This window comes from Bacillus sp. CCNWLW194, assembly GCF_037120585.1.
Taxonomy (GTDB): Bacteria; Bacillota; Bacilli; order Bacillales; family Bacillaceae_G; genus Bacillus_A; species Bacillus_A basilensis.
Genome location: NZ_JBBBBL010000001.1, coordinates 148,914 through 166,309, shown reverse-complemented (window position 1 = coordinate 166,309; position 17,396 = coordinate 148,914). Strand labels below are relative to the sequence as shown.

Genomic DNA, 17,396 nt, shown 5'->3' with positions numbered 1-17,396 from the left:
AGCAAATACCGTGCCAACTTTTAAAAGTGGTCTTACCAATAATGAAAACGCATTCAAAATGCAGTAAAATCAATACTTTGGAAAATAACAAAAGATTCTGTCTTATTTTGTCACTTTTTGTATACCATGCAATAAATTGCACGGTACGCAATTTATTGCATGCTATTTTTTGCACACTCATACTTTTCCAGCTTGTAATATAAGTTTCGAACCGAAATTCCTAACGCTCTTGCAGTTTGCGTTTTATTTCCACCAAACCTCTCTAAATATTCATGAATGATATTCCCTTCAAATTCTGTTACTAAATGTTCTAGTGGCTTTTCTTCTAACTCAGGTAATAAATGTGTTTGCTTTGACTCCACCTGCTCTTCATTATGTAATGGCGGTAAATGGTGTACATCAATATAGGTCTCGTTATAATTCATAAAGATAATAGCTCTCCCCAAAATATTTTCAAGTTCCCTCACATTCCCTGGCCATTCATATGATTGTAAATATGAAATAGCCGAATCAGTGAGCCCCTCTATATTTCGGCCATAATCTTGGTTTATTTTTTGAATTAATCTTTCTGCGATTGCCGGTATATCTCCTTTACGCTGACGAAGAGATGGAATTTGAATTGGAATTTTATTTAACCGATAATATAAATCCTCTCTAAACTCTCCTTCTAAAATGGCCTTTTCTAAATTCACATGTGTCGCCGCAATTACCCTAACATTTATCGGGATTGCTTTCGTCCCACCAACTTTTACAATCTCTTTTTCTTGCAACACGCGAAGGAGTTTCGCTTGTGTGTTTGCAGACAATTCTCCTATTTCATCTAAAAAGATACTGCCGTTATTCGCTTCCTCAAAGAATCCACGCTTCCCGCCTCTTTTCGCTCCAGAAAATGCACCTTCCTCATAACCGAATAATTCACTTTCTAACAACGTCTCCGAAATAGCCGCACAGTTTACACGAACGAACTTATTATATTTTCGATTACTTCCATTATGGATGGCATGCGCAAATAATTCTTTACCTGTCCCTGACTCTCCGCGTAGTAATACTGTTGCTGGTGTATTCGCCCCAAGTTTCGCCTGTTCAATAGCAGCCGTTGTTTCATCTGAATTTCCGACAATATCCTCAAATGAATATTTCGCTTCTAACGTTCGAATAATTTGCCTTGCTCTATTCAATTCATTTGTTAACTTTTGAATTTCTGATACGTCACGAATTACACCGACGCTTCCTTTCAATATTCCATCAACAATAACTGGCGCTACGTTTACAATTACATCTCGCTTTTTCTGCCCAATCTTCATATGTATGCCGCGTACCGCCCTACGTGTTCGAAGTACTTTCATATGCATACTTTCACCTTCTACAATATCGGTTGTAGCTGGTTTCCCAATAATGTCTTCTTCTGTTAAACCTGTTAATTTCGTATACGCAGGATTAATTACTAACCCTCTTCCTTTTTCATCCACGACCGAAATTGCTTCCTCAGAGGAGTTGATAATCGCCTCAAGTAACGTTTGAATCTCTTTTAAATCCGTAACTTCTTCTGCAAGGTCTACCACTTCTGTTATATCTTTAAAAATCGCAAATGCCCCTTGCACCTCGCCTCCCTCTTTTAATATCGGAATGCGGGTTGTAATAATTTTCTTTTCATTTTCCAACGTCAGTTCATAATTCACTTCTATTTGTTTCGTACGTATAATACGAAGCAACTTACTAGTCGGAATAACTTCTAAAATATATTTCCCCACCGCATCTTCCTTTTTATACCCGATAATACGCTCTGCACTTTTATTAAATAGGCGAACTTGTCCCTCTCGGTCGATCACAATCATACCGTCATGCGTAGAATTTAAAATTAAATCCCCTTGCTGCGTCTGTTCTTCTAACTTTCCAATTAAATCTTCCTTCTCATGTGCTAATCTCGTAACAATTTTCGCAATATCACCTGGTATAAGAAGAGTATCTTTATGCTTTTTCTTTAATAACTCTTTATGTAATTCATCATCACCTGTCATATCAAACATTACATCAATGCGCATAGAAAGAAACGGCGTTACACTCTCTCCAATTGTAACCCCGTATTCCTTAGCCATTTGCAATCCTTTTGCTATCGGATTTATATCAATAATCCCTATAATTTGAAATATATTCGAACTTTGCAACAGATTCAGCAGTGTACTGCCACCTTCACCTGCACCAACAATTAAAACTTTTTGTTTCATATATTACACTTCCTCTCGAAGTATCTCTGCAAAATTTTTCACACCCTTATCTTACTCGTTCAGCCCCCTCTTGACAAACCCCCTTTTCATATAACATCATTAAAATAAACAAAATAATCTGAAAAGGAGCGTTTATATGCAGCGTTACCTTGCTCTATTATTAGCACTCATCCCTATTTCATTAGCTGTGTTTGGCATTAAGTTAATGAGAGATACTGTGTTCGGAATTCTATTTCCTCCACTCTCTATACTATGGTTACAATTTTTAATCGGCGCTCTCTGCTTCGCGCTCGGGTTTTATATTTTTGGTGGCTTCGTCTTACACCGAGATCGTAAACGAAATAAAGTACAAGCTCGCTTTAGAAGATAGGAAAGCCCTACTATTTACAAATAAAAAAATGAGACCGTTACACGCGGTCTCATTTTTTTATTTGCAATAACGTTCTTGCCGTTTCAGGATAATCCGTAATAATCGCCGATATATTTATCTCAAAATATTTCAGCATAAGTGTTTCTTCATTAATTGTATAGGGCCGAACCTCTACATCACTTTCCATCGTTAGTTCAGCAACGGCATCTTGAAGATAACGATAATTAGGGTGCACTGCTGTAGCCCCCATTTTTTTTGCATATGCCCACGGACTATGCAAACCTTCGCGATATAAAATCGCTGTTTGAATATCTGGTGCCATCATATGACACCTTTTCATACTGTAGTGATTAAATGAAGAAAATATAACACGATCTTCTAGATTAAATTTTCGTACAAGCGTTATGACTTCTTCCTCTAAACCTCTGTATGGAATTTTATTATTTTTAAGTTCAATATTAAGTAGTAACTGTGTTTTTTCAATCCATTCTAATACCTCTTCTAAAAGAGGTATTTTACAAAACCCTACTTTATCACCAAATTTATAACTCGCATCTAAGTTACATAAATCCTCATATAAATAATTTCGAACCGCACCTTTTCCATTTGTTGTCCGGTTCACCGTTTCATCATGAATGACGACAACTTTTCCGTCTTTCGTTAATTGAACATCAAGCTCAATTCCATCCGCTCTAAAAGACTCCGCCGCTTCAAATGAAATCATTGTATTTTCTGGGTATGTTCCTGCTGCACCACGATGTGCAAATATAAGAGTCATCCTCACTCCCCCAATCTTATGCTATACTATACGAAAAAGGAGGTACTTCTATGAGACCATTACAAATTTCTCCAGACACTGCAGTCCGCCTATCAAAAGCACTAGGTGTTCCACTTGAACAACTTATGCATATGCCGCAGCACATTTTAATTCAAAAGTTAGTTGAATTAGAAAAACAAAATAAAGACGAAGAATAATACAGTCCTGTTTTCCAGGACTTTTTATTATTTTCTATTATATCATGGATGACTTCCCTGCTAAAATCCTTTAACAGATGTGCTACGATTCGATTTAGCCGGTCCTGCATCATCTAATAATGAATTACATATTTCTTTTTTTGTTACAAATCATTGAGAAAGCAGAGTATTTATTTATAAGTCCCTATTCCCCCTAAAGTAAGATAATCAAAAAAACTAAAAGCACTTTATATTATTTTTTATTGAACATGCGGAGCATCCCCTGATTCGTATAATTCTTTCGCTTTTTCCTCCCCGAATGTAGTTAAAATATAATGTTGCTCTTCTACCGCATCCATCGCTCTAGCGGCTTTACAAACGTTATCTTCTTGAGCATCCGAGATAACATTGTGATCTTCTACAATTTTACTAAAGTCTTTTTTGCCCATCTATCAGCAATTACTAACAGCTCATTTTTCTTCGCAAAACTACTCTTATTTATGATTTTTTTATTTTTCAGCATTATTTTGAATCATTGGGATAGACCCCGATTTTCGTTCCACCACTACTTTTTGATGAGTCATGTGATGCATCGCTGTAATGACTTCGCTTTCAGTAGAATTTTCCGTAACATACACATCAACAAAGACTCCATCTACTTCTCTACCTATTATCGTTAGATCTTCTTTTTTATCTATTTGAGCACTCACTTCTTTATCTACTGGATTATCGGCAAGCTCTAACATTCCAAATGTAACCGCAACAACAAGAACTCCCATAGTTGCTACTATTCCTAGCCAAGTTGATATTTTATTTTTCATTCCTCTTCTCCCTATCTATACCTATTTAATTGTCTTATAAAAAACTCTCTTATATGTAATATTACTAAAAATAGGGTTTATTTTCCATGAAACTAAGTAACCTCTTTTCATTTACCCAAACAATTTTGATAAAGTGAAACTTTAATCAGGATTTTACGGGCAATTCGACTACAAATAGCGGGATAAAATCAATATTACTTCTCCTTCTTTTTCTCAACAAAATAAAAAAACCAACGAATTCTAAAATTCATTGGTCTTTAAATAAAAAGTTCTTTGGTTTTAAATTTGATATAGAGTATCAATTTCAAGAATTATTAAACTTTACTAAAACTTAAATCCTTTACTACTTTTACTCTCAGCTAGCCTTATGTTCAAGTCTCAACTTATCCGCAACCATTGCGATAAACTCAGAGTTCGTAGGTTTTGCTTTTGACATGGATACTGTATAACCGAATAAGGACGAAATAGAATCAATATTCCCACGACTCCATGCTACTTCAATTGCGTGACGGATTGCGCGCTCGACACGGCTTGCTGTTGTATTATATTTTTTCGCGATATCTGGATACAATACTTTCGTAATAGATCCAAGTAATTCTATATCGTTATACACCATAGAGATTGCTTCCCTTAAGTACATATATCCTTTAATATGAGCAGGCACACCAATTTCATGAATGATACTCGTAATGCTCGCATCTAAGTTTTTCGGCTTTCCATCTATTGTCGTTGCTGAACGGAAAGATGGAAGTGGACGTTTAATAGTAGCGTTTGCCTTACCGCTTACTTGACGAATATGACTCGTTAAATTCTCCATATCAAATGGTTTTAATATGAAATAGGAAGCACCTAAATCAACTGCTTTTTTCGTCACATCTTCTTGTCCAAATGCTGTCAACATAATTACGCTAGGCTGTCTTAACCTTTCGATATGTCGCATTTTCTCTAGTACAGCTAAACCATCTAAATGTGGCATAATAATATCTAAAACAAGTACATCCGGCTGCTTATCTTTTAATAAATTTAAACACTCTTGACCATTATAAGCAGTACCTATTACTTCCATATCATCTTGAGCAGCTACATAACTCTCTAACATTGATACTAATTCTTTATTATCATCCACAAGACATACTTTAATTTTCTCCACAGCTTTTCCTCCCTTACCGAATCGATTCTCCGACATGTGTATCCTTCTAGGCTACATGAATTGTTCGACAATTGTGTGAAAATTCCCTTTTAAAGTTTGTTACTTTCCGATAAAATCACAAAAAAATATGTTTATCGTTCATTTATTCCCTTTCGCAACACATTCCATCATAGAAATACAACGAAACGTTCAACCCTTTTCTTTTATTTTACAACAAAAAACACCTCTTGCGGAGCTTTTACAAAATTTCAACGAATTTTTCAATAGAAAAGCGAGCTAATTATTAATTAGCTCGCTTTTCTTTCTTGATCATAAATGTTAATTCCAGCCTCATGTAACATCCATTCAATATGAACACCATACCCGGATGTTGGATCATTTACAAATACATGTGTAACAGCACCAATTACTTTCCCGTTTTGTACAATTGGGCTTCCGCTCATCCCTTGTACGATACCACCCGTTTTTGCTAATAAACGTTTGTCTGTCACTTTTATTACCATGCCTTTTGTCGCCGGAAACTTTTGCGGCACTGTACTAACAACTTCAATATCAAACGCTTCCACTTTATCTTGAGCAATAACTGTTAATATTTTTGCAGGTCCCTCTTTTACTTGATGAGATAGTGCAATAGGCATTGCTTTATCCATTACGCCATTTGTCATATTTGTATTCAATTTGCCAAAAATACCAAATGGACTATTTATTGTAATATTACCAATCACTTCACGATCTGGTGAGAATCTCGCTAATTTCTCTCCTGGATTCCCATGACTACCTCTTTCAATTGATGTAACTGTCGAACGCATAATTTGTCCATTTTCGACTTGAATCGGCTTTTTCGTATCGTTATCAGAAATGACGTGACCAAGTGCCCCATACTTCATAGAATCTGGATGAACAAATGTCATTGTTCCGATTCCAGCTGCCGAATCACGAATATATAAACCAATACGATAAGACGATTCTCCACTGTCTTTTTGTGGTGTTAACTTAGTGCGGATATGTTTTCCATCTCTTAACAAAACAAGATTAAGTGGTTCACCTGTTTCACCACTATTATGAATAAATGGTGCTACATCACTCATTCTTTCAATTGTTTTACCATTAATTTCAGTAATCATATCTCCAATTTGTACACCAGCTGTTTCACCAGGAGATACTTTCCCTTTTTCAGTTTGAATTAAATGATGACCTACAACAAGTACCCCTTTTGTGTTTAACTTCACACCAATTGATTGTCCGCCTGGAATAACTTTGAAATCTTTTAATACTTTCACATTTACTTTTTTCACTGGAAAACCAGCAAGTTGAAACACCATATCTGCTTCACCATTTTGATGAGAATTTACCATAAGTCCTTGTTTTTGTTCATTTGAACTTACTGTAAACACATGACGATCTGTTGATGCAGCTTTAAATACTGGTAATGAAGCTATTTCTGATTGTTGTCCTTCAAAAACAACAAGTTGCTTTGGGGATGAAATAAACGTCCGAAGCGGTTTAAAACACCCTATAAAAACTAAAGAAACAAGGAGAAAAATACCTATTATTTTGCGAAATCTTTCTAATTTCAATTTGTTCACTCTCCTCGCTCCTACCCCACATTCAGCCTCTTGGCTTCACTTTTTAATCTCTCCTTGCAGTGCTTTATTTATAACCGGAAGAATTAAGAAATCATCATTTGAGAAAAAAAGCTATCCATTACTGGATAGCCTCTGCTGTCTGTTTAAAACGATGCGCTTGCGTAAGTAATTCTTTCGCATGTTCTGTCGTTAAATCTGTAATTTCCACACCCGAAATCATTCGAGCTATTTCTGTTACTTTATCCTCCATAGTTAAAACGGTAACTGACGTAATTGTTCGATCATTCGCTACTTGTTTTCGAATAAATAAATGCGAATCCGCCATTGAAGCTACTTGAGGTAAGTGCGTAATACAAAGTACTTGCGAGTTTACTGATACTCGATAAATTTTTTCTGCAATAGCCTGTGCGACCCGACCACTTACACCCGTATCCACTTCATCAAAAATAACAGATGCAACACCTTGATGCTTAGAAAAAATGCTTTTTAAAGCTAAAATAATACGAGATAGCTCTCCGCCAGAAGCGACTTTTGAAAGTGGTTTTAGCGGCTCACCTGGATTTGTTGAAATATAAAATTCCACATGATCGTAGCCATCCGCCGTAAGTCTTACCGGCGCTCCCTCCACAAGAGGCTCTTCAGCATTTCCTTCTCGCTTCATAATTCTCACTTCAAATTTTGTTTTTTCCATGTATAATTCTTTTAATTCCTGATGAATGGCATTTGTAAGATGCTCTGCAAGCTCATGACGCATATTACTTAACAACGTTGCTTCTTTCAGAATAACACTTTCTAATTCCTTTAACTGCTTCTTCGTCGTTTCAATATGAACGTCTTTATTTTCAATCGTAAAAATTTCTTGTTCAATTTTATCAGCATACGCTAAAATCTCTTCTACAGTATTTCCATATTTTCTCTTTAGCATACGAATTTCATTTAAACGCGTTTCAATTTCGTCTAAACGATTCGGATCATATTCCATCATATCGAGCTTTTCTCTCAGTTGATACGCAACTTCTTCTAATAAGTAATAGCTATTTGCAATGGAATCATGATTTTCTTGATACATTTCATCTAAATGTGTAATACTCTCCATTTGTCCCATTGCGCTTCGCACATTGTCTAATCCTTGTCCATCAGCGCTTAACGAACGATATGCATCGCCTAATGCTTTGTAAATTTTTTCGAAATTAGAAATTTGCAATCGTTCTTCAGTTAAGTCATTTTCTTCATCCATCTTTAAATCCGCCTTACGGATTTCTTCATGCTGAAATTGAATTAAATCTAAGCGATGTGCCATTTGTTGTTCATTTTCACTTAATGATTTTAACTGTTTTTTCAACTTCTCATAATCAGCGTATACGTTTCGATATATATCCAATTGTTTAACGATACGTTCTCCATCAAAATGATCGAGCATAAATAGATGACGCTCTTCATTCATTAAATCTTGCGTTTCATGCTGCCCATGAATATCAACAAGTGTTTTTCCAATTTCTTTTAATACACTAAGAGTAACCAGTTTCCCATTTACACGACATACACTCTTTCCGTTTGCAGCGATATCACGCTTCAAAATAATCATGCCGTCTTCAATTTCTATATCCAACTCTTCTGCCTTTTCAATACATGGATGCTTATCATCTTCTACATAAAATAGCCCCTCTATCTCAGCTTTTTCTGTTCCATATCGAACAAATTCCGCCGAACCACGGCCACCTACAAGTAAACTAATCGCATCGATAATAATCGATTTCCCGGCTCCTGTTTCACCACTTAAAACCGTTAATCCTTTTTGAAAAGAAATATTTAATGCCTCAATAATAGCAAAGTTTCTAATCGATAATTCCGATAACAATGCCCCATTCACCTCGTTATAAACTAATCCCCTATTAAGGGCTTTTCTCAGTTATTTATTCAAATAGTCATACTATATGTTTGTATGTATAAATTACTTTTCTAACCGCTCCATTGTACCAAACATTTGTTTTACGGGTCAATCCACCTATTTTCTAATTTTATTCAAAGAAAATATTATATTACAATTAAGAATTCACGTTTTTAACCCATAAAAATATCCTGTTCACTTTCCACTTTACAGAGGAAAGCAAACAAGATTTTTTTGTTACAGCATATTTAAGAAACGATCAGAGACAACACCTGTATCTTCAGGTGTACGGCAAATAATTAAGCAAGTATCATCACCACAGATGGTTCCGATGATCTCATCCCACTCTAAATGATCAATAAGTGCCCCAAGTGAATGAGCGTTACCAGGCAATGTTTTTAGCACAAGCATATGTCCTGCCGTGTCTAATTTTACAAATGAATCCACTAGATTGCGTTTTAATTTTTGTAACGGGTTAAATCGTTGATCTGCTGGCAAGCTATATTTATAGCGACCATCATGTAATGGCACTTTCACTAAGTGCAGTTCTTTAATATCGCGAGATACTGTTGCTTGCGTTACATTAAATCCCTCATTACGTAAAATATCAACTAATTCATCTTGTGTTTCAATTTCTTTGTTCGCAATAATTTCCCTGATTTTAATATGGCGCTGACCTTTATTCATACATTTGCACCTCACACTATCTCTTACCATAGTTTAAACATTGGTATACTTCACTTATTCATGTTAACTTATAATTCGTTACTTGTACACAATTGTTTTTACAATCATTATACAATTACAACAAAAAGAGGAACAACATATGTTATTCCCCTTTCCCTTTTTGTTTTAGGACATCATGCGCCTCTGTAACTACTTGCTCAACAGAAACTGGAGAATGATTTTCGCCATTCTCACGTTCACCATGCCATTTCAGATGGATTAAAAATTCAATATTACCATCCCCACCCGTAATTGGTGAGAATGTTAAACCTTCTACGTCGTATCCTTCTTTTAAAGCAAAGTCGACAATCATTTCCACGACAGCCTCATGTACTTTTCGATCCCGAACGATACCTTTTTTCCCAACTTGCTCTCTTCCAGCTTCAAACTGTGGTTTAATTAACGCTGCTACATCCCCATTCTGCATAAGCATTGTTTTTAAAACTGGCAATATAAGCTTTAACGATATAAATGAAACATCGATACTAGCAAATTGCGGTAAACCACGTTCTAAGTCTGCTGGTGTTACGTAACGGAAGTTTGTTCGTTCCATTACGACAACACGCTCATCTTGACGCAATTTCCACGCAAGTTGATTATATCCTACATCTAATGCATAAGATAATTTCGCTCCATTTTGAAGCGCACAATCTGTAAAGCCACCAGTTGATGAACCAATATCTATCATAACTTTATCTTGTAAATCCAGATGAAATGTCTCTAATGCCTTTTCAAGTTTATAACCACCACGGCTTACATACGGCATAACTTGTCCCTTCACCGTAATCTCTGTATCTTGTGGGATTTTCTCTCCTGGTTTATCCAGTCTCATCTCATTCGCATATACAAGTCCGGCCATAATAGCGCGTTTTGCTTTCTCACGTGTTTCTATAAGTCCTCGCTCTACTAATAGTACGTCTACTCTTTCTTTTTTTGCACTCATTTGTTACGCCCTTTTTTGTTTTGATGGAATCATTGTATGAATACGGTCTACAACAGCATCTGTCGTTAAACCAATTTCTTCTAATAATTTTGTTACACTACCGTGCTCTATGAAACGGTCTGGAATACCCATTCGTTCAATTAACGCCCTATGGTACCCGTTCTCAGACGCAAATTCAACTACTCCCGTTCCAAAACCACCGATTAAGCACGCTTCTTCAATCGTTAAAATCGGTATATTTTTTCCTAAGAGATCATGTAAATATGCTTCATCCATCGGTTTAATAAAGCGAGCATTCACTACTTTCACTGAAACTCCAGCCTTTTCAAGACGCTCAGCTGCTTCCATTGCCATTGGTATTGTCGTACCAAATGTTAAAATAGCCGCTTGTGTACCTTCTTTTAACGTTTCCCATGAACCGATTGGAATCGCCTTTAATTCTTCATCCATATGAACACCAAGTCCATTACCACGCGCATAACGTAATGCGATTGGCCCATCTTCATATTGCATCGCCGTATATACTAAATGTTGCCCTTCATTTTCATCTTTTGGCATCATAAGTACCATATTCGGCAAGTGGCGTAAGAATGAGATGTCAAATACGCCTTGATGCGTTTCACCATCTGCTCCTACTAAACCAGAACGATCGATTCCGATGAAAACATTTAAATTTTGGCGGCATATATCATGAACAACTTGGTCATATGCTCTTTGTAAAAATGTTGAATAAATCGCTAAGAATGGCTTCATACCTTGCGTTGCCATACCCGCTGCCATTGTTGTAGCATGCTGTTCTGCAATACCTACATCAATCATACGATCTGGGAATTCTTTTTGGAATTTCTCAAGTTTTGATCCAACAGGCATTGCAGGTGTAATCGCAACGATACGCTCGTCCGTTCTCGCTAGCTTAAGTACTGTTTCACTAACAACAGCACTCCATGCTGGTGCAACTTCTTTCGGTTTAACGAAGTCACCTGATTCAATTTTATAAGGTCCAGTTCCATGCCAAGTTCCAATAACATCACTCTCAGCTGGTTTATAACCTTTTCCTTTTTTCGTAATAACATGAACAAGCACTGGGCCTTTTGTTTTCTTTGCATATTGCAACGTTTCGAATAGCTTTTCATAATCGTGCCCATCGACTGGGCCTAAATATGTAAAGCCTAATTCTTCGAAAAAGACACCGGATACTAGTAAATATTTAAGACTGTCTTTTATTTTCTCTGCTGTCGCAGCAACTTTCCCACCGACTGCTGGGATTTTCTTCAATATATACTCTAGTTCGTCTTTTACCCAATGGTATTTTCCTGCGGTACGTAGACGTCCAAGCACATTGTGAAGCGCACCAACGTTTGGTGCAATTGACATTTCATTGTCATTCAAAATAACAGTCATGTCTGTTTTCTCATGTCCAATATGGTTCAATGCCTCTAAAGCCATTCCGCCCGTTAAAGCACCATCTCCAATAATTGGTATAACATATTCTTTCGTTTTCTTTAAATCACGTGCTAGAGCCATTCCCATTGCAGCAGATAATGATGTCGAGCTATGACCAGTTTCCCATACATCGTGCTCACTCTCGCAACGTTTTGGGAAACCACATAGACCTTGATATTGCCTTAATGTGCCGAATTCTTTTGCACGTCCTGTTAAAATTTTATGTACATAGGATTGATGTCCTACGTCCCATAAAAATTTATCTTTCGGACTATCAAATAATTTATGCAGAGCAATTGTGAGTTCTACTACACCTAAATTAGGTGCAATATGTCCACCTGTTTGAGAGAGCTCTTCAATTAAAAACTTACGAATATCCTCACTCAATCCCTCTAGTTCACTGATAGACATATCTTTCAAAAAACTAGGGTTTTGAATTTGCGTTAGATCCACATGGATCACTCACTTTCATTTCATAATCTGTCAACATGTCAAATATTATAAAAAACATTTACACAAAACAAGAAATTCTCTTTTTTTATGTTTCACCTTGTCCTGCTATTAACCAGTCTATTGCGCACTAATCCTATTATAAACCATATTTCTTGAGGCGATGAAAAAAATAGCCGCTAACACGAAGTGATAACGGCAATGTAATCTACATATATTTTTGCCAATAACAAGAAAAGAAAAACCTTTTCCTACATTTATATCATAAAATGATGAATGACTCAACAAATGGAAACGCTGTTATATTAGTTATTACGTTTTGCAATCAAATCGCAAATAGATAGTAAATATTCATCTTGTAATTGCAAGGAACCAATAGCATCTTTTGCTTTTGCAATTGTTTCTTCTAAAATGTCCTTTGCTCTATCTACAGTAAATAACGTCGTATATGTGCTCTTTTCGTTGGAAACATCACTACCAATCGGTTTTCCAATCTCTTCTTCGGTTCCTTCCACATCTAAAATATCATCTCGAATTTGGAAAGCTAGGCCGATATATTTTGCAAACGTAAGTAACTTTTCTTCCTGTTCTTCTGTGGCATCAGAAAGTATCGATCCTGCAAGTACAGCGAATTCAAGTAGTTTCCCGGTCTTATGTTTATGAATATACTCCAACTCATCAAGCGTAAGCTGTTTCCCTTCAGCTTCCATATCTGCCACTTGTCCGCCAACCATTCCTTCTGGCCCTGCGGCTTTTGCAAGCTCAAGTACAAGTCTTACTTTTTTCTCAGCAGAGATTTCCTTTTGTTCATATGCCATAATAACTTGAAACGCATACGTCAATAAACCATCACCTGCTAAAACTGCCATCGCTTCACCAAATACTTTATGATTTGTGGGCTTCCCTCTTCTTAAATCATCATCATCCATACAAGGTAAATCATCATGAACTAACGAGTATGTATGTATCATTTCAAGAGCACAAGCTGCACCTACTCCAAGATTTCTTTCTTTCCCAAACGCTTGTAATGTTGCAAATACAAGTAACGGGCGGAGACGCTTCCCACCCGCTTCCAAAGAATATGCCATCGCTTCACGAAGTACATTTGGACATTGTAATTCATTTGCATAGCTTACAAGCTTCTCTTCTACGAAAGTTTTACTTTCTTTCAAAAAAGTATCGAAAGCAATTGTCACTATGCTTCATCTCCTAAAGCAGTAAACGGTTCAAGCTGTCCATCTTCCCCAAGAATAACTGCCATTTGTTCTTGTACGTTCTTCAACTTCTCATCACAAAGCTTAGATAATTCCATACCCTCTTTAAAATAAGAAATTGCTTCTTCTAGAGGTACGTCACCTTGCTCTAGCTTAGAAACGAGATGCTCAAGTTGCGAAATTGCCTCTTCAAAGCTTAATTTATTTCCCATTATTCAATTCACGCTCCTCTATGCCTGATACGCTACAATCTAGTATTCCATCTTGTAATTGAACTGAAACAGCATCTCCAAGGCTGACATCTTTCACACTTTTTAACACTTGCTTCTCTTCATCATATACAAGCCCGTACCCTCTCATCATTACTTTAAGCGGACTTAACGCTTCAAGTTTTTGAGCAGCTCTTACAAAGGCAAATTCTTTCGTTTGAAGTAATGTCTGCATTTCACGTTGCAATTGCTTTTGCAACGTTTCAACCGCTACCTTCGTTTGCATAATTTTTTGAGATGGGTGGTGCTTCTCTAAATAAAATGAAAGCTGTTTTAACTGATTTACCTTTTTATCAATATAGCGCTCTTTCGCTAAAACAAGCTGTTCTAACGCTCTATCCAATTGCTCTTCTTTTTGCTCATATACTTGTCTTGGATAACGGAACGCATAAGATTTTTGCAATACTTGTAGTTTTTCTTCTTTTTTATGTACTAACTCTCTCATTGCTCTTTGCAATCTTAAAGTTCTTTGTAATACCTTTTCTTGTAACTCTATAATGTTAGGCGCTGCCAGCTCAGCGGCTGCAGTCGGTGTTGGCGCTCGTAAATCGGCAACAAAATCCGCAATTGTAAAGTCTGTTTCATGGCCTACTGCTGAAATAATAGGGATTTGACTCTTGAAAATGGCTCTTGCAACCGTTTCTTCATTAAACGCCCATAATTCCTCAATAGAGCCTCCACCGCGCCCGACGATTAGCACATCTATCTCTCCCATTTCATTCGCTGTACGAATCGCTTGTACAATTGAGGGAGCTGCTGACTCCCCCTGTACAAGTACTGGAAATACAATAACGTTTCCGATTGGATAACGGCGTTTAATCGTTGTTATAATGTCACGAATCGCTGCCCCTGTTGGTGACGTAATCACACCTATTGTTTTAGCATAAGGAGGAATTGTTTTTTTATAAACTTGAGAAAACAAACCTTCTTCCTCTAAACGAACCTTTAATTGTTCGTAAGCTAAATGCAAGTTTCCGATTCCGTCAGGCTGCATGTCTTGAATATAAATTTGATAAGAACCACTCGCCTCGTAAACAGAGATTTTCCCTTTCACGAGTACCTTCATCCCATTTTCAGGTCTGAATTTAATATTACGATTATGACCCGCAAACATAACCGCTGCGATTCTTGCATTTTCATCTTTCAATGTAAAATACATGTGACCACGGCTATGATTTTTAAAGTTGGAAATTTCACCTTTTAACCAAACAGACTGCAAATGCGGGTCATATTCTATTTTTGTTTTTATATAGCGCGTTAACGCTGTAACGGTTAAATATTGTTTCTCCATTTCTCTCTCCTCATAGCCGAATCAAATTATTTACAAACAACACCTGCACGTTTAGCAGATTCAACAGTATTATGAAGAAGCATTGTGATCGTCATTGGACCAACACCCTTTGGCACAGGTGTAATGTAACCTGCAACATCTAACACGTTGTCAAAGTCAACATCACCACAAAGTTTACCTGTTTCTAAACGGTTTACACCAACGTCGATTACAACCGCTCCTTCTTTAATATAATCAGCTGTTACCATTTTAGGTCGTCCTACTGCTACGATTAAAATATCAGCTAGCTTCGTTAACTCTTTCATATTTTGCGTCTTAGAATGACAGTATGTGACAGTTGCATTTTCATTTAAGAACAATTGTCCCACTGGCTTGCCGACAATATTACTTCTTCCAATTACTACAACATGTTTTCCCGAGATATCAAGATTAGTTTCTTTTACCAATTCTACAATACCGTGCGGTGTACATGGAAGGAATGTATCTTGTCCCGTCATCATACGTCCCACGCTAATTGGGTGAAATCCATCTACATCTTTTTCTGGTGAAATTCTTTCAATGATAGCTTTTTCTTCAATATGTTTTGGTAAAGGTAATTGCACTAATATGCCATTAATACGGTCATCGCCATTTAAGCGATCGATTTCAGCAAGTAAACGCTCCTCCGTAATTGTTTCAGGAAATTCAATTAGCTCTGAATAGATTCCTACTTGTTCACAGCCCTTTTCTTTTCCTTTTACATAAGAACGAGATGCTGGATCTTCTCCAACTAGAATAACTGCTAATCCTGGTACAATCCCTTGCTCTTTCAACTTCACAACTTCTTCTGTTAATTGTGTTCGTTTTTTCTCCGCAACTTCATTTCCTTTGATGATTACTGCTACCATTTTAAGATTCCCCCTTAAAGAAATTACAGTGTATCTTTTATATTAGATAAAACGCCGTTAATAAAACGACGAGATTCCTCATCCCCAAATGTTTTAGCAATTTCAATTGCCTCGTTAATTGTTACGTTGTGTGGAACTTCTTCCATGTATTTCATTTCATACACAGCTAGACGTAAAATACTGCGATCAACAATACTAATACGCTCAAGTTTCCATTTTTTTAAGTTTTGACGAATCGCTTCATCAATTACTTCTTTATTTTCTACAAAACCTACTACAAGTGATTCTAAAAACTCATTTGTTTCTTCACCTTCATCTAGCGTGTTTTCCACCGCTATTTTCGGTTCTAATTCACCTGTAATATCCATTTGATATAATGCTTGCATAGCTCTTTCTCTAGCCGTCCTACGTTTCATTGTAACTCTCCTTTATACTTCAAGTCTTTCCTTATGCTTTGTTATATTATTATAATTTATAAGCCGTCAATTCACTTACCCTTACAGTTTTCATTGATTTTCCAACCTTATAATACAATGATAATAACACAATTTATCGTTTCATACACGGGTTACAAGGCTGAAAAATAATAAAAAGATTAACTTCAAGTTCCATATCTTATCACAATGTACGTTTTTTGGAAAAATGAAACATTTTCTTTTAAATTTCTTTTTTTTTGAAATAGTATAATAATTAGAGGGTTTTAATTTGTGAAGAAATGAAACGATAAAAAAGATGCCTATGTTACTAGGCACCTTTTCCATTCTTACACTGGTTCAATTTCTGTTTTTTGTGTTTCGAATGTTACGCCAACGATGTGAACATTCACTTCTTTTGGCTCAAGCCCTGTCATTGTAAAGAGTGCTTGGCGAATGTTGTCTTGAATCTTTTGTGCAACAACTGGAATTGCTACGCCAAAATACATCACAACATAAAGGTCAACGATAATATCTTCGTTTGCTAATTCAACCTTTACACCTTTACCATGATTCTTCTTACCTAACTTCTCAACAACATCTGTAGCAAAATTACCACGCATTGCCGCTACACCTTCTACCTCAGCAGCTGCAATACCTGCGATTACTTCAATTACTTCTGGTGCAATTTCTACTTTACCAAGAGTTGTATCTTGACCCATATCTAACATATGTTCAGCCATGAAAAAAAACCTCCTTTAATGTA

At 36.4% G+C, this 17,396-nt stretch carries 16 protein-coding genes and 1 pseudogene; 2 read left to right on the top strand and 15 right to left on the bottom strand.

Translation table 11 applies throughout. From position 1 onward, the window contains the following. Positions 1-152 precede the first annotated feature (152 nt). On the bottom strand, positions 153-2,225 hold the full coding sequence (locus V7S50_RS00955; protein ID WP_242252177.1) for a sigma-54 interaction domain-containing protein: 2,073 nt from the start codon (positions 2,223-2,225) through the stop codon (positions 153-155). Positions 2,226-2,361: 136 nt separating this feature from the next. On the opposite strand from V7S50_RS00955, the gene V7S50_RS00950 reads away from it, so the two are divergent. Next, positions 2,362-2,595: a DUF2627 domain-containing protein gene (locus V7S50_RS00950; protein ID WP_001190187.1), complete on the top strand. Its 234-nt coding sequence runs from the start codon at positions 2,362-2,364 to the stop codon at positions 2,593-2,595. 49 nt (positions 2,596-2,644) lie between these two features. Here V7S50_RS00950 and V7S50_RS00945 read toward each other — a convergent pair whose 3' ends face one another. Continuing rightward, positions 2,645-3,373 (bottom strand): glycerophosphodiester phosphodiesterase, encoded by a 729-nt coding sequence (locus tag V7S50_RS00945; RefSeq protein ID WP_242252178.1) that lies wholly within the window; start codon positions 3,371-3,373, stop codon positions 2,645-2,647. A gap of 50 nt (positions 3,374-3,423) precedes the next feature. Here V7S50_RS00945 and V7S50_RS00940 point away from each other — a divergent pair, with 50 nt between their 5' ends. Further along, entirely contained in the window at positions 3,424-3,570 is a 147-nt protein-coding gene (locus V7S50_RS00940) for a YycC family protein (protein ID WP_001247671.1), read from the top strand. Positions 3,571-3,809: 239 nt separating this feature from the next. Here the strand turns inward: V7S50_RS00940 and V7S50_RS00935 are convergent. The 13 genes and pseudogenes from V7S50_RS00935 to V7S50_RS00875 form a co-directional block, all read right to left on the bottom strand. Continuing rightward, positions 3,810-4,370, bottom strand: a pseudogene (locus tag V7S50_RS00935) (PRK06770 family protein). Between the two features lie 355 nt (positions 4,371-4,725). Continuing rightward, entirely contained in the window at positions 4,726-5,520 is a 795-nt protein-coding gene (spo0A, locus tag V7S50_RS00930; protein ID WP_033686380.1) for a sporulation transcription factor Spo0A, read from the bottom strand. A 287-nt stretch (positions 5,521-5,807) separates the two neighbouring features. Then, positions 5,808-7,106 (bottom strand): SpoIVB peptidase, encoded by a 1,299-nt coding sequence (gene spoIVB, locus V7S50_RS00925; RefSeq protein WP_242252179.1) that lies wholly within the window; start codon positions 7,104-7,106, stop codon positions 5,808-5,810. Positions 7,107-7,224: 118 nt separating this feature from the next. After that, positions 7,225-8,964: a DNA repair protein RecN gene (gene recN, locus V7S50_RS00920; protein WP_242252181.1), complete on the bottom strand. Its 1,740-nt coding sequence runs from the start codon at positions 8,962-8,964 to the stop codon at positions 7,225-7,227. Positions 8,965-9,231: 267 nt separating this feature from the next. After that, a complete protein-coding gene (argR, locus tag V7S50_RS00915) occupies positions 9,232-9,681 on the bottom strand; it encodes an arginine repressor ArgR (RefSeq protein WP_001032581.1) in 450 nt (149 codons plus the stop codon). Positions 9,682-9,823: 142 nt separating this feature from the next. Beyond that, positions 9,824-10,663 (bottom strand): TlyA family RNA methyltransferase, encoded by an 840-nt coding sequence (locus V7S50_RS00910; protein WP_336375968.1) that lies wholly within the window; start codon positions 10,661-10,663, stop codon positions 9,824-9,826. 3 nt (positions 10,664-10,666) lie between these two features. Beyond that, positions 10,667-12,559 (bottom strand): 1-deoxy-D-xylulose-5-phosphate synthase, encoded by a 1,893-nt coding sequence (gene dxs / locus V7S50_RS00905; RefSeq protein WP_063223002.1) that lies wholly within the window; start codon positions 12,557-12,559, stop codon positions 10,667-10,669. A 302-nt stretch (positions 12,560-12,861) separates the two neighbouring features. Next, on the bottom strand, positions 12,862-13,752 hold the full coding sequence (gene ispA / locus V7S50_RS00900) for a (2E,6E)-farnesyl diphosphate synthase (protein ID WP_242252183.1): 891 nt from the start codon (positions 13,750-13,752) through the stop codon (positions 12,862-12,864). After that, positions 13,752-13,982 carry an exodeoxyribonuclease VII small subunit gene (gene xseB / locus V7S50_RS00895; protein WP_242252187.1) on the bottom strand — a complete coding sequence of 77 codons (231 nt, stop codon included), beginning with the start codon at positions 13,980-13,982 and terminating at the stop codon, positions 13,752-13,754. The genes ispA and xseB overlap by 1 nt, the downstream gene beginning before the upstream one ends. Then, positions 13,972-15,330, bottom strand: a complete 1,359-nt coding sequence (xseA, locus tag V7S50_RS00890; RefSeq protein ID WP_242252189.1) for an exodeoxyribonuclease VII large subunit — start codon at positions 15,328-15,330, stop codon at positions 13,972-13,974. The genes xseB and xseA overlap by 11 nt, the downstream gene beginning before the upstream one ends. Positions 15,331-15,356: 26 nt before the next feature. Next, positions 15,357-16,217: a bifunctional methylenetetrahydrofolate dehydrogenase/methenyltetrahydrofolate cyclohydrolase FolD gene (gene folD, locus V7S50_RS00885; RefSeq protein WP_063222998.1), complete on the bottom strand. Its 861-nt coding sequence runs from the start codon at positions 16,215-16,217 to the stop codon at positions 15,357-15,359. A gap of 23 nt (positions 16,218-16,240) precedes the next feature. Further along, positions 16,241-16,633, bottom strand: coding sequence for a N utilization substance protein NusB (gene nusB / locus V7S50_RS00880; protein ID WP_063222997.1), 393 nt, complete (start codon positions 16,631-16,633; stop codon positions 16,241-16,243). A 347-nt stretch (positions 16,634-16,980) separates the two neighbouring features. After that, complete coding sequence (locus V7S50_RS00875; protein WP_000807630.1) at positions 16,981-17,373, bottom strand: Asp23/Gls24 family envelope stress response protein; 393 nt, start codon at positions 17,371-17,373, stop codon at positions 16,981-16,983. Between the last annotated feature and the right edge of the window lie 23 nt (positions 17,374-17,396).